Genomic DNA, 19,761 nt, shown 5'->3' with positions numbered 1-19,761 from the left:
CAATCCCCACATGTGGATTGCGCTTGAACCATGGCTGGAGCCTTGCCAATGACCACACAGACCGAGCCGATGATGCAGACCGGACATCGTTTTGATCCCTTGAGCGAACCGGATCTTTTCGACAATGTCCGCACGAAGCGGATCTTCGCGTTCTTCATCGACGTGATCGCGGTCGCGATCCTGACTGCCTGTGCGGCCGTCGTGGTGTTTCTGCTCGGCATCTTCACCTTCGGACTCGCCTGGATCCTCTATGCGTTTCTCGGCCAGGCCATCGCACTGATCTACACGGCCGTGACCCTGGGCGGCCCGGCAGCCTCCACCCCCGGCATGCGCGCCATGGGACTGGAGATGCGCCTGTGGCATGGGGCCCGCCCCTACCCGCTTCTGGCCGCCATGCATGTGCTTTTGTTCTGGTTTTCCGTTTCGCTGCTGACGCCCTTCGTGCTGCTGGTGTCGCTTTTTGCCGACCGCAAGCGCCTGCTGCACGACCTCGTTCTGGGCACAGTCGTGATGAATTCGGAAGCACTTCGCCAAAGACACGCCTGAGACGGAAATTCGTTTCCACAATCAGGCTGCTAACGCGCTCATTATCCTTCCTATCGGGCTTGCCCCTGTTCTAAAGTGCCCCCGATAGGAATCCGGATAAGGCGGCAGCGGACCCTGAATGCAGGCACTTGATATTCCAATGGCAATGACCTTCCTGATCATTGCCGCGACAGTGGTTCTCTATGCGACCGAGCGCTATTCCATTGAACTGATCGCGCTCGGTTCCGTCGTCGCCTTCATGGTGTTATTCGCGGTCTTCCCGGCCAGCGGGCCGGACGGACCGATCACCGCAGGGTCTCTTCTTTCCGGCTTTTCCAACCCGGCCGTCGTCACGGTTATCTGCCTGCTGATCATCGGCCAGGGCCTGTTCCAGACAGACGCATTGGAAAAGCCTGCACAGGCCCTCGTCAAATGGAGCCGTGGCCGGTCCCAGATGGCGACCATTCCGGTTCTTCTGGTCGTGGCTGCCCTCAGCGCCTTTTTGAACAACACCCCGGTCGTGGTGATGTTCCTGCCGATCCTGAGCGCCGTCGCCGCCACCATGGGCACCTCCCCGTCCCGGGTCCTGATGCCTCTGTCCTTCATGACGATCCTGGGCGGCATGACCACTGTGATCGGCTCCTCCACCAACCTGCTGGTGGCCAATTATGCCGCGCAGACTTCGGACCTGAGGCTCACCTTCTTCAGCTTCACGCCCATCGCGCTGATCCTTGCCACCGCCGGCTCGATCTATGTGCTCTTCATCATGCCGCGTCTCCTGAAGGCCCGCCGCACGATGGCCGAGGAAATCCAGAACTCCTCCGGCAAGCAGTTCATTGCCCAGATCAACATCGGCTATGGCCATCCGCTGGTCGGCGTGGAATCGATCTCCGGCATGTTCCCGGCCCTCAAGGACATGACCGTCCGCCTGGTCCAGCGCGGCGAGCAGCCGCTGCTTCCCCCGTTCGAGAATGTCATCCTGTCCCCCGGCGACACGGTGATCGTGGCTGCGACCCGCAACGCGCTCGCCAATGCCCTGTCCCGCCGCCAGCCCCTTCTGGAGGCAGATCCGTCCGGACAGACAAGCGCTGCGGATGCCGCCCCGTCTTCCGCCCAGCCCGGCACCATGACCCTTGCCGAAGTGGTGGTTGCGCCCGCCTCCCGCATGACCGGGCGAACGCTGGTCCAGACCGGATTTCACGCGGACACCGGCTGCGTGGTCATGGGCATTCAGCGCCGCAGCCGCATGCCGCGCATGGCCATGAACGATATCCGCCTGGAAGCCGGTGACGTGCTGCTGATCGCGGGGACCTCCGCCCAGGTCTCCAGCCTGCGCGGCAACCGGGATGTTCTGCTGCTGGACTGGTCGACCGCCGAAGTGCCACGGCGCCGCTATGCCCCCCGTGCCCTGGCAATCTTTCTCGCAGTGGTCGCGGTTGCCGCCGTCGGCATTGCACCGATTGCCGTCACCGCCGTCGCCGGCACCTTCGCGATGATTGCCTCCGGCTGCCTGAACATCCGTCAGGCGCTGCGCGCTATCGACAGCCGCATCCTGATGCTGGTGGGTTCGTCCCTAGCGGGCGCCGCCGCGCTGGAAGCAACGGGCGGCGCGGCCTATATCGCCAACGGACTTGTTGAGATCCTGCGCGGTTCCTCGCCGACGGTGATCCTGTCGTCGCTGTTCATGATCGTGATGATCCTGACCAACTTCCTGTCGAACAACGCAGCAGCCGTTCTCTTCACCCCGATCGCGATCAAGATGGCCAATCAGCTCGGCCAGTCGCCGGAAGCCTTCGTGGTCTGCCTGATCTTCGCGGCCAATGCGTCCTTTGCCACGCCGATCGGCTATCAGACCAACCTGATCGTGATGGGCCCCGGCCATTACCGTTTCTCGGATTTTCTGAGAGCCGGAACCCCGCTGTCCCTGATTTTGTGGTTGACCTTCTCTTTAGTCGCTCCATGGTATTATGGTTTGTAGAAGGTCCCATTTATTCCGGAACAGCATTTGACACGGCACCCGACCGATCATCCGCAGTTTTACCTGACCGCTCCGGCCCCCTGCCCCTATCTGGAGGGCCGTCAGGAGCGGAAGGTCTTCACGCATCTCATCGGCCAGCACGCCAGCGCCCTGAATGACGTCCTCACCCAAGGGGGCTTCCGGCGCAGTCAGAACATCGCCTACCGGCCCGCCTGCGAAGACTGCAAGGCCTGCGTATCGGTCCGGGTCAGGGTGCGGGATTTCGTCTGGACCAAGTCCTTCCGCCGTCATCTGAAGCTTGGTCAGGAACTCGTCGGTGCGCGCCTGCCCGCCTCCCCGTCTGCCGAACAATATGACCTCTTCCGCAGCTATCTGCTCGCCCGGCACGAGACCGGCGGCATGGCGGAAATGAGCGTCCTCGACTATGCCATGATGATCGAGGACACCCATGTGGAGACCATGGTCATCGAATACCGCCGCAGGGGACCGGACAGTTTCCTGACTGGAGCTGGCGAAGGGCCCTTGATGGGCGTGGCCTTGACCGATCAGCTCGCCGACGGCCTGTCGATGGTCTATTCCTTTTATGATCCGGACGTGTCCGGCCTCAGCCTCGGCACCTTCATGATCCTGGATCACATCCAGCGGGCGCGGCAGATGGGCCTGCCCTATGTCTATCTGGGATACTGGGTCGATGGCTCGCCGAAGATGGCCTACAAGGCCAGGTTCCAGCCACAGGAACAGCTCGGCCCCAATGGCTGGGCCATCAGCTCCCCGGACAAGTAATACCAACCTTAAGAAATAACGACCTATTTGATGGCCTCAGCCGGGTTCCCGGCTAGGCGCGGTGCGCCGCCCGATGCCGGGCATCGGGCAAGCAGCGTAACGACGTCCGGGGAGCCGGAAGTGGCCACCGGAGGCCGCGTTTTCGAACCGCCCGGGCTACGTCGCGTCCCTTGGAAGATGCACCGCATCGCCCTGCGAAACGCTTCTTGCCGGACAATCCGAAAACGCGGTCAAATAGGTCGCTATTTCTTGAGGTTGGTATAATGCACCAACCTCGGGTCAGACCCGCGGCAGATCGATCCGGATCGACGTGAACACGGACTTGAACATTTCCGGGGTCAAACGGCCCGTGTTCGTGTTGTAGCGGGAGCAGTGATAACTGTCGAACATCAGCAGATTGCGCGTTCCAAGATCATGGCGGGCGCCATGGGCAAAGGGAAACTGCGCCTTGCGGAGGTTCAATGCTGTCAGGAATGTGTCATGGGCGATCCGGCCAAGGGCCAGGACCGCACGGACCTGCGGGTTCGCATCGAGCGTCGCCATGAGATAGGGCCGGCAAGCCTTGATCTCGGGCCCGGTCGGCTTGTTCTCCGGCGGAAGGCAGCGCACCGCATTGGTGATCATCGCGTCGGTCAGCGTCAGGCCATCATCAGGACGGGCCTGATACTGCCCCTTCGCAAAGCCGAACTCGACCATGGTCTCGTAGAGAAGGTCTCCGGCATAATCGCCGGTAAACGGACGGCCGGTGCGGTTCGCCCCACGCATGCCCGGCGCAAGGCCAATCACCAGCAGACGCGGGTTCTCACCCAGAAAGCTGGGTACGGGAGCATTGAACCAGTCAGGAAAGTCCCGTTGCAGCCCCTCGCGGAATTCCACGAGACGAGTGCAGACGGGACAATCCAGAGGCGGATCCGTAACCAGAGTCGAGGTCATCGGCAAAAGACGGCTTAGTAGTCGTCGTCTTCGTCAGCGTTGTCGACCGGAGCCTGACGAACCGGACGCTCGGAAGGGTCGCGGCCGATCTTGTTGGCAAGGGTCGCAAGGTCGATGAAATGGTCGGCCTGACGGCGCAGGTCATCGGCGATCATCGGCGGCTGTGTCTTCAGCGTGGAGACGACGCTCACCTTGCGGCCCTTGCGCTGCAGCGCTTCGACCAGGGAGCGGAAGTCACCGTCGCCGGAGAACAGAACGATATGGTCGACATGATCAACGAGTTGCATCGCATCGACGGCGAGCTCGATGTCCATGTTGCCCTTGACCTTGCGGCGGCCCGAGCTGTCGACGAATTCCTTTACCGGCTTGGTGATGACCTTGTAGCCATTGTAGTCCAGCCAGTCGATAAGCGGACGGATCGAAGAGTATTCCTGATCCTCAATCAAGGCCGTGTAATAATAAGCTCGAAGAAGATAGGCCTGCCCCTGAAATTCCTTCAGGAGACGCTTATAGTCAATGTCGAACCCGATTGCCTTAGCAGTCGAATAAAGGTTCGCACCATCAATAAATAAAGCAACCTTTTCCCTAGCATCAAACATATTATTGGGAACCTTTCTTATTGTATCTTAAGACTTCCCGAAGCTACAGGACAGAGCTTCATCCCCAACCAATGCTCAGAAACCTGCGATTGGAGTCTTATATAAGAGGGTCGAAAGACCCTCTCTGGCGATATTGCATTCTACCCGGCGTCTGTTTTTGTTTTTAACAGTTCGCGATAATGCCCCTACACTAGAAATCGGCACTATCGCAATCGGAAAGTCCGCAGGACGCCGTGCTTCACGATAGTTAAGCACCCAAATGCTTGGCTTCCATACCTAACTGAAAATAACCTATTCTGTGAGTTATGACAGATTGTGGCCGATCCGTGCAACGCGAGATATACGCCACAGTAAACAAAGACTGCATGATTCCCTTGATCAGCAATGACCTGAGGGGTTGCATTAGCACCGGACCAACAGTATACGCTGGTCGTTCTGGATCCCTAACTTATGGAGACGTCGTATGGCGCGCGTGACCGTCGAGGACTGCATCGACAAGGTCGAGAACCGATTTGAGCTGGTACTTCTGGCCGCTCATCGCGCTCGCATGATCTCGAGCGGTTCGCCGCTTACCGTTGACCGCGACAACGACAAGAACCCGGTCGTGGCCCTTCGCGAGATCGCCGAGCAGACCGTCAGCCCGGAAGACATGAAGGAAGACCTCATCCACTCGCTGCAGAAGTATGTGGAAGTGGACGAGCCGGAAGCCGAAGCCGTGCCGCTGGTTCCCTCTTCCAACAGCTCCGTTACCCAGGTCAACGCCGTGGACGACAGCGCCGTCGAATTCGACCGCATGTCCGAGGAAGACCTGCTGCGCGGCCTGGAAGGCCTGGTGCCGCCGGAGCGCAACGACGACATCTGATCCCGCATTCTTGCGGATCACACGGACTTTGAGGCAGGCGGTGACAAACCGCCTGCATTCCCTCAAGATCGTAATTAGAGACTTGCCGGTCTCTGTTCTCCGGCTGTCAGACGAGTCGGTTCAGTTAAGTCGGTTCCGGCCATGATGCGCCAATATGAACTCGTTGAACGAGTAACCCGTTACAATCCCGAGGCAGATGAAGCCCTTCTGAACAAGGCGTATGTTTACGCCATGCAGAAGCACGGCCATCAGATCCGCGCCTCCGGTGACCCTTATTTCTCCCATCCGCTTGAAGTGGCCGCCATCCTCACGGACATGCGCCTGGACGACGCGACCATTGCCGTCGCACTCCTGCATGACACGATCGAGGACACGGATGCGACCCGCACCGAAATCGACACGCTGTTCGGCGAAGAGATCGGCAAGCTGGTCGAGGGCCTGACCAAGATCAAGCGGCTGGACCTTGTCTCCCAGCAGGCCAAGCAGGCCGAGAACTTCCGCAAGCTGCTTCTGGCGATCGCCGATGACGTCCGGGTTCTTCTGGTCAAGCTTGCAGACCGTCTGCACAACATGCGCACCCTCCACCACATGCCCGAGCACAAGCGCGGACGCATTGCGGAGGAGACCATGGAAATCTATGCGCCCCTGGCGGGCCGCATGGGGATGCATGAAATGCGCGAGGAGCTGGAAGACATTGCCTTCCGCACCCTCAATCCGGATGCATTCGAAACGATTTCCGAGCGGCTCAACGAACAGCGCGCCACCAACAAGGACCTGATCCACGAGATCGAGGAGACCCTGACGGAACGGCTCGCAGAGCGCGGCATGGCTGCCAGCGTCAAGGGCCGGGAAAAGCGCCCCTACTCCATCTTCCGCAAGATGCAGCAGAAGTCACTCGGCTTCGAGCAGCTCTCGGATATCTACGGCTTCCGGGTCATCGTCGGCACCGTCGAGGCCTGTTACCGGGTACTCGGCGTGATCCACACGGCCTGGCCGACCGTTCCGGGCCGCTTCAAGGATTACATCTCCACTCCGAAGCAGAACGACTACCGCTCGATCCACACGACGATCGTCGGCCCCTCGCGCCAGCGTGTGGAACTGCAGATCCGCACGGTCGCCATGCACCGGGTCGCCGAATACGGTATTGCCGCCCACGCCCTCTACAAGGACGGCGAGATGGGCGGGCGCAACATTGCCCGGCACACCGATGACAGCCGCGCCTTCGAATGGCTGCGGCGGACCATCGACATGCTCTCGGATGGCGACACTCCGGAAGAGTTTCTGGAGAACACGAAGCTTGAGCTCTTCCACGACCAGGTTTTCTGCTTCACGCCGAAGGGCCGCCTGATTGCCCTGCCGCGCGGCGCCACCCCGATCGACTTTGCCTATGCGGTTCACACTGGCGTCGGCAACACCTGTGTCGGCTGCAAGGTCAACGGCAAGATCATGCCGCTGGTGACCGCGCTCCGGAACGGCGACGAAGTCGAGATCATCCGCTCCCAGGCACAGACGCCGCCGCCGGCATGGGAATCCATCGCTGTCACCGGCAAGGCCCGCGCCGCGATCCGTCGGGCAACCCGCGAATCCGTGCGCAAGCAATATGGCGCTCTTGGCGAGCATATTCTGAAGCGGGCTTTCTCCCGGGCTGAAAAGGCCTATTCGGAAGACCTCCTCGAAACCGCCCTGAACGATCATCATCAGGACACGATCGCCGATCTTCTGGCGGCCGTCGGCAGAGGCGAGATCAACGCCCAGGCCGTCCTGAAGTCCGCACACCCGGACTACCAGGACCAGCGCGTCCATCACATCGAAGCCCGGCCCGAGGATGGCTGGTTCGATCTGGAAAAGGGTGCAGGCCTCAAGTTCCGCATTCCCTCCACCGACGTCGGTCAGGAAGGAAGCGAGAATGATGAGACTCATGGCGCCTCCCTGCCGATCCGCGGCCTGACGGGCGACGTGCCCGTAACCTTTGCCCCCAATGGCGGCGCGGTTCCGGGCGACCGGATCGTCGGCATCCTGATGCCGACCGGCGGACTGACGATCTATCCGATCCAGTCTCCGGCGCTCAAGGAATTCGACGACCAGACAGATCTCTGGGTGGATGTGCGCTGGGATATCGATGTAAACAATCCGGAACGGTTCCCGGCCCGCCTCGCCATCAACGCGGTCAATGAGCCCGGCTCCCTCGCGACGATTGCCCAGGTGATCGGTGAGAACAGCGGCAATATCGACAACGTGAAAATGATGCGTAAAGCACCGGATTTTCACGAGATGATCATTGATCTTGAGGTATGGGATCTGAAACACCTGAACCGGATCATCAACCAGCTCAGATCCAAGCCGAATGTATCGAGCGTTTCCCGCGTGAACGGTTAAGTGCCGCGGACAGGACAAGAAGGACACCCCACACTCATGACCCGCGACGAAGTCTTGCAGCAGTTCCGCGATTCAGGTGCGATTCTGGAAGGGCATTTCATCCTTTCCTCCGGCCTGCGCAGCCCTATTTTCCTGCAGAAGGCCCGCGTGTTCATGTATCCGGACCGGACCGAGGTGCTCTGCAAGGCCCTCGCCGAGAAGATCAGCGCTTCGGGTCTTGGCCAGATCGACTACATCGTTTCGCCGGCCCTCGGCGGCCTGATCCCGGGCTATGAAACCGCCCGCCACCTCAAGGTTCCGGCCATGTGGGTCGAGCGCGAGGATGGCGAGTTCCGCCTGCGCCGGTTCGAATTGCCGGAAGGCGCCCGCGTGATCGTCGTCGAGGACATCGTCTCGACCGGCCTGTCCAGCCGCGAAACCGTCGATGCGCTGACCAAGGCTGGTGCCAATGTGCTGGCCGTCGCCTGCCTGATCGACCGCTCCGCTGGCGAAGCCGATGCCGGCGTGCCAATCATCGCCCTGGCACAGTACAAGGTGCCCGCATACGAGGCCGACAAACTTCCGCCGGAACTGGCGGCCATTCCCGCTGTGAAGCCCGGCAGCCGAGGTCTCTCCTGAGCCTTTGGCGCCAGGATCCCTGATCTTTAACCGAAGGCCCAGCAATGCTTTTCCGCCGCCGCCAAAAGCCAACACGGATTGAAAGCCTGCGGGTTGCAGTGTGGCCGCGGCATAGCTGGGTTCGCTCCACGCGCTATTACGGCAAACGCGTCTTGCGCCTGACAGCCACCCCGCATGCAATTGCCCTCGGCTTTGCAGCGGGGGCCTTCACGTCCTTCACCCCGCTGATCGGGTTCCACTTCGTCATCTCCTTCGCCATTGCCTATGTGATCGGCGGCAATCTGATTGCCTCCGCTCTCGGCACGTCCGTTGGAAACCCGCTTACGTTCCCGTTCATATGGGCCTCGACCTACAAGCTCGGGAACTGGATCCTGCACGGGGAGGCGGCACGTGGCCATGGCGGAGAGGTTCACGAGCAGTTCCAGCAGCGTCTGCTGGCCAAGTCCCTCGACGTGCTTCTGCCCATGCTCAAACCCATGATGGTGGGCGCTGTCCCCTTGGGTCTGATCTGCGGGGCTATCTGCTATGTAATCGTCCGCAAGAGCGTCGAGGTCTATCAGGCCCGCCGCCGCAAGACGATGGACGAGCGCCGATGCTGCCTGGGTGGTCCCGGCGAAGACCAGGGCAGATCTTCCGAGTGAGAACCGGCTCCAGGAACCCTGCAATGCTTGCTCGGAACCTTGAATTACCACGTGCGCGACACAACTTTCTCACTCATGTGGGGCCAAAACATCTGGCCCATCCGCGGACAGGAACCCCGTCATGATTCTAGGTATCGGCAGCGACCTGATCGACATCAGGCGGATTGAAAAGACCCTTGATCGCTTTGGAGACCGGTTCACGAACAGGGTTTTCACCGAGATTGAACGTGCCAAATCCGACAAGCGCAAGGAACGTGCAGCGTCCTATGCCAAGCGGTTTGCCGCCAAGGAGGCCTGCTGCAAGGCCCTTGGCACCGGCATCCGCATGGGCGTTGCCTGGCGGGAGATGGGTGTCGTCAATCTGCCGTCGGGAAAGCCGACTGTGGCTCTGACAGGCGGCGCGGCGGAACGCCTCACTTCAATGATCCCGGACGGGTTCAAGGCACGGATCGACCTGACCATCACCGACGACTATCCGCTCGCACAGGCCTTTGTCGTCATAAGTGCCTGGCCTGCGGACTGGCCCGAACCGCATGATGCCGCCTAAATTCAGGCAACTCCGGCATCGGGTTCTGATTGCCTATGGCGCCCCAAGCGTCTAAGACTGGCGCAGCATTCGGCACCCATACATTGACCCAATACGGCCCTTTCCGGCCCTGCAATTCATCCAAGGACAGACATGAGCGCGACGGAAAACAAGAAGGACGAAGACGGTGGCCTTTATGAAACGGTCAAGATCATCGTTCAGGCCCTGGCTCTTGCCCTGATCGTCCGGACCTTCCTGTTCCAGCCGTTCAACATTCCGTCCGGCTCGATGAAGGACACGCTCCTCATTGGCGACTACCTGTTTGTCTCCAAGTTCAGCTACGGCTATTCCAGCCTGTCCCTTGGCCTGCCCTTCTCGCTCGTGCCGTTCGATGGCCGCATCATCGGTTCCGAGCCGGAGCGTGGCGATGTTGTCGTCTTCAAGCTGCCACGCGACACGTCTGTCGACTATATCAAACGCGTTGTCGGTCTGCCCGGCGATCGCATCCAGGTCCGTGAAGGCGTGCTTTACATCAATGACGAGCCGGTCAAGCGCGAACGCATCGATGACTATATCGAGAACACCGGCTATGGCGTTCAACGAGTCGCCCGCTATCGCGAAACCCTGCCCAACGGCGTGACCTATGACACGCTGGATCTGACCCAGAACGGCAGCCTGGACAACACCCGGGTCTATGAAGTCCCGCAGGGCCAGTATTTCATGATGGGCGACAACCGCGACAATTCCACGGACAGCCGCGTATCGCCGCTGGAAGGTGGCGTCGGCTTCGTGCCGCTGGAAAATCTGGTTGGCCGCGCCGAAGTCATCTTCTTCTCCGTCGAAGAAGGCAATGCCGCATGGATGTTCTGGAAGTGGCCGTGGTCGGTCCGCTGGAGCCGCCTGCTCTCCGGCATCTGACCGGACCCGTAACTGACAACGTATCAAGGACGCAGCGATGTCGCGCGACGATACGGCGAGGATCATGGCCAGCCTTCAACAGAGGCTCGGCCATACCTTTGCCGACCTTAAGCTTTTGACCGTAGCCCTGACGCATGCCAGCGCGCTGGATCCATCGGACAGCGTCAATGGCAGCTATCAGCGGCTGGAGTTCCTGGGAGACCGGGTGCTCGGCCTTGTCGTGGCTGCCATGCTGCACAAGCAGTTTCCGAATGCGGACGAAGGCGAACTGGCCCGCCGTTTCAACCATATGGTCAAGCGCGAGACCTGCGCCGAGATCGCCGTGGAACTGAAGATCGGCGACGCCATGCGCATTGGCCAGAGCGAGGCGCAGACCGGCGGGCGCAAGAAGACCGCCCTTCTCGCCGACATCTGCGAGGCCGTGATTGCCGCGATTTACCTCGATGGCGGCTTTCCGGCAGCCGAAGCATTCGTGCAGCGCCTTTGGACGCCGCGTATGCTATCCTTGAGCGGTCAGCTGCGCGATGCCAAGACCACTTTGCAGGAATGGGCCCAGTCCCGTGGCCTGCCAACCCCGCGCTATGACGTGATCAGCCGGGATGGCCCCGACCATGCCCCGACCTTCGTCGTTGGCGTGACCGTGCAGGGCCTTGCCCAGGGCGAAGGCCGCGGCGGATCCAAGCGGATTGCAGAACAGAATGCGGCGGAAGCCGTCTTGCGCCGTGAAGGCGTGTGGAACGAATAGGACCAGACTTGAACGAGACCAGCAACACGGCCGGTGAAGGCCGCGAAGATGATGAATTTCATGAAGATGCTCTTCACGAGGAAGAGCTTCTTGATGATGAGGACGAAGAGGATGAGGGCTTTGACGCCCCGCGCTTCGACATGCCCCTGCCCGAGCCTCTGGCGGCCATGCCCGAGGACACGCGCGCAGGCATCATCGCGCTGATCGGCGCCCCGAATGCAGGCAAATCCACCCTGATCAACCAGCTGGTGGGCACAAAGGTCTCCATCGTCACCCACAAGGTTCAGACCACCCGCGCTATTGTCCGCGGCATCGCCATGCACGACAAGGCGCAGCTGGTATTCGTCGACACACCGGGCATCTTCCAGCCCAAGCGTCGGCTTGACCGGGCCATGGTCGACACGGCCTGGGGCGGCGCCCGCGACGCGGATGTGATCGCGCTTCTGATCGACTCCCGCAAGGGCATCGACGAGGAAGCCGAAGCCATCATGGAAAAGCTGGAAGCCATCCAGACGCCCAAGGTGCTGATCCTCAACAAGATCGACATCACCAAGCGGGACAAGCTTCTGGACCTTGCCCAGGCGGCCAATGAGAAGCTGCGGTTCGAGCGCACCTTCATGGTCTCCGCCCTCAACGGTTCGGGCACGGACGACATCCTGTCCTATTTCTCCGAAAAAGTGCCCGAAGGTCCCTGGCTCTTCCCCGAGGACCAGCCCTCGGACCTGCCGCTTCGCATCCTCGCCGCCGAAATCACCCGCGAAAAGCTGTTCGAGCGGCTCCATCAGGAGCTGCCCTACATCTCGACCGTGGAAACGGAACTCTGGCAGGAGCGCAAGGATGGCTCCGTCCGCATCGAGCAGACCATCTACGTGGAGCGCGACAGCCAGAAGAGCATCGTTCTCGGCCGCAAGGGTCAGACGATCAAAACCATCTCCCAGCTGTCCCGCAACGAGATCTCCGAGATCATCGAGCAGCCGGTGCATCTGTTCCTGTTCGTGAAGGTGCGCGAGAACTGGGCCGACGACCCGGAACGCTACCGCGAAATGGGCCTGGAATTCCCGCGCTGAGGGCTTTCCCCTCACCCGGACCTTCAGTCGGGCCTCTCCTTACGGGGAGAGGCCGCCATTGCTGCAAGGCTCGGGACACACACAGCGGAAACTCAGCAGCCTTTCCAGGCACTCTGCGCGCTTCCTCTCCCTCAGGGAGAGGGCTGGGGTGAGGGCGAAATCTCTCTGCAAGCCCCCCTCACCCGGACCTTTCGGTCCGGCCTCTCCCCACCGAGGAGAGGTAGTCACTGCCGCAAGGCTCGGGACAAATACACCACGAGAGCTCCGCAGCCTTTCCAGGCACTCTGCGCGCTTCCTCTCCCTCAGGGAGAGGCTGGGGTGAGGGCGAGTTCTCTCTGCAAGCCCCCCCTCACCCGGACCTCCGGTCCGGCTACTCCCGACCGGGGAGAGGTCGTCACTGCCGCAAGGCTTCGCCACCCAATTGAGATCCTGATTACCCTTCCCTCAATGAGGGCTCTTGAAGCTTTCTACAACTTATGATTTAAATTTATCATAGTTCGCGTGAGTGCCGCACAAGAAACTGACTGCGGAGTTCCTGGAAGACATCAAGTTCCGGCCGGCCGAAGCCAAAATCCGCAGGGCCTGGAAGCAATGGGGGGAACGATCATGACCAATGCAGCAAACGCTTTTCCAGGTCTCCGGTTCGGTCTTGCGGCAAGTATCAAGCCAGCTGATTTCAGCTATGCGATTTTCTTCCGGCAAGGTCCGCATGAAAACGATCCCTGGAGTTATTGGAGTGCAGCGAACAGCGCCTATGAACAGTTCAGCAGCGCAGCAAGTCCCCAAACCGATTGCCTGAACACAGCTCCCGGATCGAACTTCACCGTGTCCTTGCCCTCAGACACAAGTATGAACAGCGGCGTGGTTGTGATGTTTCACGGTCAAACAAAGGGCATCCCGGTCCATGACAGCAAACCCAGCTCTCCAACACCATCGTCGAACCCGGACGACCACTTTGCCCTGTTCGAGTTGACCTATACAGCCCCATCCTCAAATGGGAGCGGTGCGCTTCTCGACGTCGATATCTCCAACGTCGACCAGATCGGCCTGACCTTCACGGCGGCGAGTTCCTCGGCCCCCTTCCCGCTGGAGACCGTTGGCATTCCCCTCAAGATCGGAGAGCTTGTCAGCAAATATCAGACGCGGTTTCCGGGTAGTTCTCCCTATTCCGACTGTTTGAATGTTCCGAACAACCAGCTCATTGCGCCGCAGGACGTGCTTAATGCGGTACGCGCCCCCAAAACACTCTCCTATGTAGCCCCGAGCGGGGTGCCGCCGGGGTCCAAAACCGGATTTCTCAGTCACAGCTACTTCTACATGGTCAGCGAAACGAACTCCTCGGGCGAGACGGCCGCGTCTACCCACGTCTTTGGCGGGCCTTTGCTGTCTGACAGCGGTGACCCCGCAGCCTCAGAAATAAAGCTTGGCTGGCAACAGGATGGCACCCCGGTGGCCTATACTCCGGAAAACCCCCTTGCTACTGGTCTTAAAATCTATCGTGCAGCCGTAGCACCGCAGAATGCGCCGCTCCCTGGACAGCCCTTCAAAGTTCCACCTACGCCAGCCTTGTCCGAGTTCGGTCTGCTCACCTCAATGACGATTAAGGCGTGGAACGAACAGAATGACTATTGCTACGTCGATGAAGCAATAAGCGTCAAAAGCCCGTCGCAAAATCCGAAGACGACGTCTTACGGCTTCAGCCCATTGTCAACCTGCTTGGATTTACCGCTGCAAAACTTCTTCGCGCATTACATGAAAGAGACTTTCTGGATCTATCAGTCGTCGCAAATGAATGGGACCAGCAACGGCACCATGTGGACCGGACAGGTCACGCTGGTGACACCCGATCAGGGAGAACCGATCACAAGCTCCCAATATGTCTCAAGCGACGGCACGCAGAAGTCCATCGCCGCCACATGGCAATGGGGAGACGGCAAACAGAGCTATTATGTGCTCCAGCTTGTCGGCAATGCCTATGATCAGAACGACCTGAGCAATCACAAATTGGCCGGCAAAAGCAGCCTCACGAAAGGGGAATATGAGGGCGCCGTGATCAATCTCTACTTCCCCTATTTCCAGGATAATACTGGCCGTACGAAAATGCCTTTTCCCGCGCCTACCTCCCCGCCTTATACCCTACCAACTGCGCCTACGTGGCTAGTAAACGCAACGAGCAGCCCCTCAGAACAGGTCTTCGCTTGCAATGGCGTTTTTTCCACGGTCAACGATCCGGACGCGACTGCGCAGCAAACAAGTTTCGCAGGTCTGGCGGTGAACGCCCTGACCAACCTGGAAAACGTCATTGTCTCTGGTCTTAACCGGGGCCTTGCAACCGACAAACAGGGCTGGCTGGCGCCAATGCAGTACACGTCCTTGTTTCAGTTCTCTCAAGCCGCAATCGTGACGCCTGCACCGAAAGGAACTTCACAACTGTCAGCAGGGCGTTACACCTATGCCCTTGCCGGAGTTCTCAAGGCGGGCGGGCAGACGGCCCTGTCCTGGACACAGACCGTTGTGTTGACATCAGACAGTTCGGTCGAGCTGTCCTGGTTGCCGCAATCTGCTGCACTTTATGAAAAGGCCCTCGTGTACCGGCGTAGCGGTTCCGGCTCTTACGTCTTGATTGCCGAACTGGAGAACACCGGGGAAAATCAGGCAACGAGCTACACAGACACCGGAACTTCGTGCAAGGGGCCGGCCGCAATTGTCTTTTACCCGGACTTCGACGGCGTTACGGCCCCGCTTTCAAATCTCTATTCAGCCTTCCTGCACCAAAATGTCTCGGCCGACCCGGTGAACGGCATCAGCATCAACGGCCTGGTTTACGGTTATCCGTTCGATGATCAGGGAAGTTTTTCCACCAACATCAATTTTGGCAAGGCCTTGCCGACATCGATCACGATCGCCGTCAACAATTGAGCCTTTCAAAGAACAACAACGTGCATACAACCCCGTTCGAGGAAACAGCGCGCCCAACCTGACAAGCCGCAGGACAATTGCCCACCGGTGCTGCTAAAACAGCGCCATGGAATGGACCGGTGAAGCAATCGTTCTGACGGCCCGCAGGCTGGGTGAGAGCAACGTGATCCTCGAGATCATGAGCGAAAGCCATGGCCGACACGCAGGCGTGGTGCGCGGCGGGAAATCCCGCCGCCTTCAACCGGTGCTTCAGCCCGGCAATCAGGTGCAGGTGACCTGGCGCGCGCGGCTCACGGACCAGATGGGCCAGTTTGCCATCGATCCGGTGAAGTCACGCGCCGCCCGATTGATGGAAACACCGCTCGGGCTCCATTCCGTCCAGCACCTTGCCGGTCTCCTGCGCCTGATGCCCGAGCGCGATCCCCATCCGCGGCTTTTCCATGCCCTGTCGGTCGTTCTCGACCACATGGACAGCCCGCAGGTGGCTGCCCCGCTTCTGGTCCGCTTCGAGCTGGAACTATTGGCCGAACTGGGCTTCGGCCTGGATCTGACCGCTTGCGCTGCAACCGGGCGGATGGATGACCTTGCCTATGTCTCCCCCAATTCCGGCCGGGCGGTAAGCCGGGAGGCGGGCCTGCCCTATCACGACAAGCTCTTGCCCCTGCCCGGTTTTCTGGTGGAAGGCCAGCGCCAGCAAGGTGGTGAGATCAGCTTTACCGATATTGCGGAAGGCTTCAGGCTCACCTCGTTCTTTCTGGAGCGGATCCGCGAGGCCGGGCACGACACCCTGCCTCAGGCCCCGTCCCTGGCGCTTCTGCGCGCGCCCGTGCTCAGCGCTGTCGAGAAGGGCTACCGGGAGGCCCAGCCCTGGGATTTCATGACCTGACGATCCGGGCCTGATGATCTGGCCTGACTTTCTGGCGTTCCCGGTCTTTTGAAAACGTGGAAAACCCGCAGAACTCCGCGATTTCCCCTCCCCTCTGATTGTGTCAGCGCCCCAAGCGCGTTAGCTCTTGAAGCATGGGAAAAGAAGTAGCTCCGCCAAGCGGCATTGAAGGAATTGAACTGCGGGAAGCGCTGGAAGAGCGCTACCTTGCCTATGCCTTGTCGACAATCATGCACCGGGCCCTGCCCGATGTGCGCGATGGCCTGAAGCCGGTTCACCGGCGCGTGCTTTATGCCATGCGCCTCCTGAAGCTGGATCCGGGGTCCGGCTTCAAGAAATGCGCCCGTGTGGTCGGTGACGTGATCGGTAAGTATCACCCGCACGGTGACCAGGCGGTCTATGACGCCCTCGTGCGCCTGGCGCAGGATTTTGCCCAGCGGTATCCGCTGATCGACGGCCAGGGCAACTTCGGCAACGTGGACGGCGATAACGCTGCCGCCATGCGTTACACCGAAGCCCGGATGACCGACACGGCCAAGCGCCTGCTGGACGGCCTGGACGAGAACGCCATCGACTTCCGCGAGACCTATGACGGGGAAGACAAGGAACCGATCGTTCTGCCGGGCGGCTTCCCGAACCTGCTCGCCAACGGCTCCTCCGGCATCGCCGTGGGCATGGCAACTTCCATTCCCCCGCACAATGCCTATGAGCTGTGCGAGGCCTGCCAGCATCTGATCAAGAACCCGGATTGCGATCCGCTCCAGTTGCTGGACCACATCAAGGGCCCGGATTTCCCGACCGGCGGTCTGCTTGTGTCCGACGAAGGCTCGATCCGCGAGGCCTATGCCACGGGCCGCGGCAGCTTCCGCGTTCGCGCCCGCTGGGAAGTGGAAGACCTTGGCCGGGGCCAGTGGGTCATCGTCGTCACCGAGATCCCCTATCAGGTGCAGAAGTCGCGCCTGATCGAAAAGATCGCCGAGTTGCTGACCGCCCGCAAGCTGCCGCTTCTGGAAGATGTGCGCGATGAATCCGCCGAGGATATCCGCGTCGTTCTGGTGCCGCGCTCGCGCAATGTCGACCCGGCCTTGATGATGGAATCCCTGTTCAAGCTGACGGACCTGGAAAACCGGTTCTCGCTGAACATGAACGTGCTTTCCATGGGCAAGGTGCCCATGGTGATGGGGCTGAAGCAGGTCTTGACCGAGTGGCTCGCCCACCGTAAGGACGTGCTGATCCGCCGTTCCGAACACCGGCTCGACCAGATCAATCACCGGCTCGAAGTGCTGGAGGGCTATCTCAAGGCTTATTTGAACCTTGATGAAGTCATCCGCATCATCCGCGAGGAAGACGAGCCCAAGGCCGAACTGATGCGCTTCTTCGACCTGAGCGATGTTCAGGCCGAAGCCATCCTCAACATGCGCTTGCGGTCCTTGCGCAAGCTTGAGGAAATGGAAATCCGCAAGGAGCACAGCAAGCTTTCCAACGAGAAAGACGAGCTGACCAAGCTGCTTGGCTCGGATGCCCGCCAGTGGACCCGGATCGGCAAGGAAATCGGCGAAATCGCCAAGGCCTATGGTCCCGAAACCGAAATCGGCAAGCGCCGCACCAGCCTGACGGAAGCGCCTGAACACGATCTGGAAGACATCCACCAGGCCATGATCGAGAAAGAGCCGATCACGGTGATCGTGTCCCAGAAGGGCTGGATCCGCGCTCTCAAGGGGCATCAGAGCGATCTCGGCTCCGTCGCCTTCAAGCAGGGTGATGCGCTGAAGCTGTCGTTCCATGCGGAAACGACGGACAAGGTGCTGATCTTCACCACCGGTGGCAAGTTCTTCACCCTGGGGGCTGACAAGCTGCCGGGCGGGCGCGGTCATGGTGAGCCGATCCGCCTGATGGTGGAAATGGACGAGGCGCAGGACATCGTCAGCGCCTTCGTGCACAAGCCCGGCCGCGTTCTCCTGGTTGCCAGCGATGAAGCGAGAGGCTTCGTGGTGCCGGAAGAGGATGTCATCGCCAACACGCGCAAGGGAAAGCAGGTTCTGAACCTGACCCTGCCGAATGAGGCGGTGATCTGCGTTGAAGCTGCCGGCGACCAGGTTGCCATCATCGGCGAGAACCGCAAGCTGCTGGTCTTCCCGCTGAACCAGATCCCGCAAATGGGCCGCGGCCGCGGTGTCCGCCTGCAGCGCTACCGCGATGGCCGGGTGTCCGACATCAAGGTCTTCAAGGGCGAGCAGGGCCTGATCTGGACCGACAGCTCGGGCCGCACCTTCAACCGGTCGATGGAAGAGCTGACCGACTGGAGCGGCGAACGCGGACAGGCTGGACGTCTGCCCCCCACCGGCTTCCCGCGCACCAACAAGTTCGGTACGGGCGGTCTTTAAGACCGCCCCAAGCAGCACGAGTAAAAGAGGAAAGATGCGTATTTGTCTTGCAGGCAGTGTCCGGAACTGCGCGTCCTATCTGCCAGGTCTGTTTGCGGAAATAAGCGAACAGAAAGACATCTTCGATGAATTCCATTTTATCTTTGCCGAAAATGACTCGAGCGATGGATCCGCGGAGCTCCTGGCAAGCTTTGCAAGGGAATTCCAATGTGGCCAGGCTCTTCTACTCCCCTCTCTGGAAGAGCGTTTTCCCCAGCGCACAGACAGGATCGGCTACACGCGGCAGCTCTGTCTGGACGAAGCCCGCAAACTGAACTGGACCCGTGAGGACGACTATTTCATCCTCATCGATTGCGATGACGTAACAAACGGACTGTCACTTCAAAAGATACGTGATGTCATTGTGCGCTCGACCTTCGAGTGGCATGCGCTCTTTGCAAATACCGAGGGTGCTTACTACGATCTGTTCGCCTTGCGACATCCGGTCTGGTGCCCGAACGACCCACTTCAGGAACTTGAGCAACGGCCGTCTTTCATGAGCTGGGACGATGCTCACAGATTATATATCCGCTCCAGACGTATAACGATCAGCCCTGATCAGGCGCCAATTCCGGTGATCTCGGCCTTTGGCGGAATTGGGATTTACAAACTGAATGCCCTGGCTTCCGCAAGCTATGCTCCGTCGCAAGTGAACGACTACGAAACCTGCGAGCATATCTGGCTACATGAAACGATGCGTCAGAGTGGGCATGGGAAGCTTTTCATCCACCCTGAACTGTTGGTCCACCCAAAGACAAAACGCCTGACCCGGATTCAAAGACTAAAAAGAAGCATCAACAAGAGACTTCGCAAAACAGTACGGTCGTAGTTCGAATTTTATCAAATTCTGAAAATTGAAAATAACCAATATAAAATTCATTTTCCTCCATAACCTGATGAAATCTGTACGGACCCGACCTCCAAGCACTTACTTCGACGCATTTCAAGACATCTAGAGATCT

The 19,761-nt window shown here is 59.8% G+C and carries 17 protein-coding genes; 15 read left to right on the top strand and 2 right to left on the bottom strand.

Annotated features, from left to right (window positions below; genetic code table 11):
* Positions 1 to 48 precede the first annotated feature (48 nt).
* The 3 genes from BUA94_RS06370 to BUA94_RS06360 all read left to right on the top strand — a co-directional run bounded on the left by BUA94_RS06370 (position 49) and on the right by BUA94_RS06360 (position 3,286).
* Positions 49 to 546 carry an RDD family protein gene (locus BUA94_RS06370; protein ID WP_073011094.1) on the top strand — a complete coding sequence of 166 codons (498 nt, stop codon included), beginning with the start codon at positions 49 to 51 and terminating at the stop codon, positions 544 to 546.
* A gap of 118 nt (positions 547 to 664) precedes the next feature.
* Positions 665 to 2,503, top strand: coding sequence for an SLC13 family permease (locus BUA94_RS06365; RefSeq protein WP_073010231.1), 1,839 nt, complete (start codon positions 665 to 667; stop codon positions 2,501 to 2,503).
* Between the two features lie 27 nt (positions 2,504 to 2,530).
* On the top strand, positions 2,531 to 3,286 hold the full coding sequence (locus BUA94_RS06360; RefSeq protein WP_073010227.1) for an arginyltransferase: 756 nt from the start codon (positions 2,531 to 2,533) through the stop codon (positions 3,284 to 3,286).
* Positions 3,287 to 3,565: 279 nt separating this feature from the next.
* Here the strand turns inward: BUA94_RS06360 and BUA94_RS06355 are convergent, their stop codons facing one another.
* Together BUA94_RS06355 and BUA94_RS06350 are read right to left on the bottom strand one after the other, a co-directional pair.
* Entirely contained in the window at positions 3,566 to 4,219 is a 654-nt protein-coding gene (locus BUA94_RS06355; protein WP_073010224.1) for a uracil-DNA glycosylase, read from the bottom strand.
* Between the two features lie 14 nt (positions 4,220 to 4,233).
* Positions 4,234 to 4,818 carry a LabA-like NYN domain-containing protein gene (locus tag BUA94_RS06350; protein ID WP_073010221.1) on the bottom strand — a complete coding sequence of 195 codons (585 nt, stop codon included), beginning with the start codon at positions 4,816 to 4,818 and terminating at the stop codon, positions 4,234 to 4,236.
* A gap of 463 nt (positions 4,819 to 5,281) precedes the next feature.
* On the opposite strand from BUA94_RS06350, the gene rpoZ reads away from it, so the two are divergent.
* The 12 genes from rpoZ to BUA94_RS06290 all read left to right on the top strand — a co-directional run bounded on the left by rpoZ (position 5,282) and on the right by BUA94_RS06290 (position 19,628).
* Positions 5,282 to 5,680, top strand: a complete 399-nt coding sequence (gene rpoZ / locus BUA94_RS06345; RefSeq protein WP_073010218.1) for a DNA-directed RNA polymerase subunit omega — start codon at positions 5,282 to 5,284, stop codon at positions 5,678 to 5,680.
* A 141-nt stretch (positions 5,681 to 5,821) separates the two neighbouring features.
* Complete coding sequence (locus BUA94_RS06340) at positions 5,822 to 8,056, top strand: RelA/SpoT family protein (protein ID WP_073010215.1); 2,235 nt, start codon at positions 5,822 to 5,824, stop codon at positions 8,054 to 8,056.
* A 36-nt stretch (positions 8,057 to 8,092) separates the two neighbouring features.
* Positions 8,093 to 8,674 (top strand): orotate phosphoribosyltransferase, encoded by a 582-nt coding sequence (gene pyrE, locus BUA94_RS06335; RefSeq protein ID WP_073010212.1) that lies wholly within the window; start codon positions 8,093 to 8,095, stop codon positions 8,672 to 8,674.
* Between the two features lie 44 nt (positions 8,675 to 8,718).
* Positions 8,719 to 9,315 (top strand): DUF2062 domain-containing protein, encoded by a 597-nt coding sequence (locus tag BUA94_RS06330; RefSeq protein ID WP_073010210.1) that lies wholly within the window; start codon positions 8,719 to 8,721, stop codon positions 9,313 to 9,315.
* Between the two features lie 121 nt (positions 9,316 to 9,436).
* Positions 9,437 to 9,862, top strand: a complete 426-nt coding sequence (gene acpS / locus BUA94_RS06325; protein WP_073010207.1) for a holo-ACP synthase — start codon at positions 9,437 to 9,439, stop codon at positions 9,860 to 9,862.
* 132 nt (positions 9,863 to 9,994) lie between these two features.
* Positions 9,995 to 10,759, top strand: coding sequence for a signal peptidase I (gene lepB, locus BUA94_RS06320; protein ID WP_073010204.1), 765 nt, complete (start codon positions 9,995 to 9,997; stop codon positions 10,757 to 10,759).
* Positions 10,760 to 10,796: 37 nt separating this feature from the next.
* Positions 10,797 to 11,504, top strand: a complete 708-nt coding sequence (gene rnc / locus BUA94_RS06315) for a ribonuclease III (RefSeq protein ID WP_073010201.1) — start codon at positions 10,797 to 10,799, stop codon at positions 11,502 to 11,504.
* Positions 11,505 to 11,644: 140 nt separating this feature from the next.
* Positions 11,645 to 12,571 (top strand): GTPase Era, encoded by a 927-nt coding sequence (gene era / locus BUA94_RS06310; RefSeq protein WP_073011091.1) that lies wholly within the window; start codon positions 11,645 to 11,647, stop codon positions 12,569 to 12,571.
* A gap of 606 nt (positions 12,572 to 13,177) precedes the next feature.
* Positions 13,178 to 15,490, top strand: a complete 2,313-nt coding sequence (locus BUA94_RS06305) for a hypothetical protein (RefSeq protein WP_139251025.1) — start codon at positions 13,178 to 13,180, stop codon at positions 15,488 to 15,490.
* A gap of 106 nt (positions 15,491 to 15,596) precedes the next feature.
* Positions 15,597 to 16,376: a DNA repair protein RecO gene (gene recO, locus BUA94_RS06300; RefSeq protein WP_073010194.1), complete on the top strand. Its 780-nt coding sequence runs from the start codon at positions 15,597 to 15,599 to the stop codon at positions 16,374 to 16,376.
* 134 nt (positions 16,377 to 16,510) lie between these two features.
* On the top strand, positions 16,511 to 18,760 hold the full coding sequence (gene parC, locus BUA94_RS06295; RefSeq protein WP_073010191.1) for a DNA topoisomerase IV subunit A: 2,250 nt from the start codon (positions 16,511 to 16,513) through the stop codon (positions 18,758 to 18,760).
* A gap of 34 nt (positions 18,761 to 18,794) precedes the next feature.
* Positions 18,795 to 19,628, top strand: coding sequence for a glycosyltransferase family A protein (locus BUA94_RS06290; RefSeq protein ID WP_073010188.1), 834 nt, complete (start codon positions 18,795 to 18,797; stop codon positions 19,626 to 19,628).
* Positions 19,629 to 19,761: the final 133 nt, after the last annotated feature.

The sequence above is a fragment of the Roseibium suaedae genome (assembly GCF_900142725.1).
GTDB lineage: Bacteria > Pseudomonadota > Alphaproteobacteria > Rhizobiales > Stappiaceae > Roseibium > Roseibium suaedae.
Note: the sequence above shows the minus strand (reverse complement) of the source record. Positions and strands in the feature narration are given on the sequence as shown.

Coding starts and splice junctions, on each gene's coding strand:
- BUA94_RS06370 (WP_073011094.1), top strand. CDS start 49: ATGACCACACAGACCGAGCCGATGATGCAGACCGGACATCGTTTTGAT.
- BUA94_RS06365 (WP_073010231.1), top strand. CDS start 665: ATGCAGGCACTTGATATTCCAATGGCAATGACCTTCCTGATCATTGCC.
- BUA94_RS06355 (WP_073010224.1), bottom strand. CDS start 4,219: ATGACCTCGACTCTGGTTACGGATCCGCCTCTGGATTGTCCCGTCTGC.
- BUA94_RS06350 (WP_073010221.1), bottom strand. CDS start 4,818: ATGTTTGATGCTAGGGAAAAGGTTGCTTTATTTATTGATGGTGCGAAC.
- rpoZ (WP_073010218.1), top strand. CDS start 5,282: ATGGCGCGCGTGACCGTCGAGGACTGCATCGACAAGGTCGAGAACCGA.
- BUA94_RS06340 (WP_073010215.1), top strand. CDS start 5,822: ATGATGCGCCAATATGAACTCGTTGAACGAGTAACCCGTTACAATCCC.
- pyrE (WP_073010212.1), top strand. CDS start 8,093: ATGACCCGCGACGAAGTCTTGCAGCAGTTCCGCGATTCAGGTGCGATT.
- BUA94_RS06330 (WP_073010210.1), top strand. CDS start 8,719: ATGCTTTTCCGCCGCCGCCAAAAGCCAACACGGATTGAAAGCCTGCGG.
- acpS (WP_073010207.1), top strand. CDS start 9,437: ATGATTCTAGGTATCGGCAGCGACCTGATCGACATCAGGCGGATTGAA.
- lepB (WP_073010204.1), top strand. CDS start 9,995: ATGAGCGCGACGGAAAACAAGAAGGACGAAGACGGTGGCCTTTATGAA.
- rnc (WP_073010201.1), top strand. CDS start 10,797: ATGTCGCGCGACGATACGGCGAGGATCATGGCCAGCCTTCAACAGAGG.
- era (WP_073011091.1), top strand. CDS start 11,645: ATGCCCCTGCCCGAGCCTCTGGCGGCCATGCCCGAGGACACGCGCGCA.
- BUA94_RS06305 (WP_139251025.1), top strand. CDS start 13,178: ATGACCAATGCAGCAAACGCTTTTCCAGGTCTCCGGTTCGGTCTTGCG.
- recO (WP_073010194.1), top strand. CDS start 15,597: ATGGAATGGACCGGTGAAGCAATCGTTCTGACGGCCCGCAGGCTGGGT.
- parC (WP_073010191.1), top strand. CDS start 16,511: ATGGGAAAAGAAGTAGCTCCGCCAAGCGGCATTGAAGGAATTGAACTG.
- BUA94_RS06290 (WP_073010188.1), top strand. CDS start 18,795: ATGCGTATTTGTCTTGCAGGCAGTGTCCGGAACTGCGCGTCCTATCTG.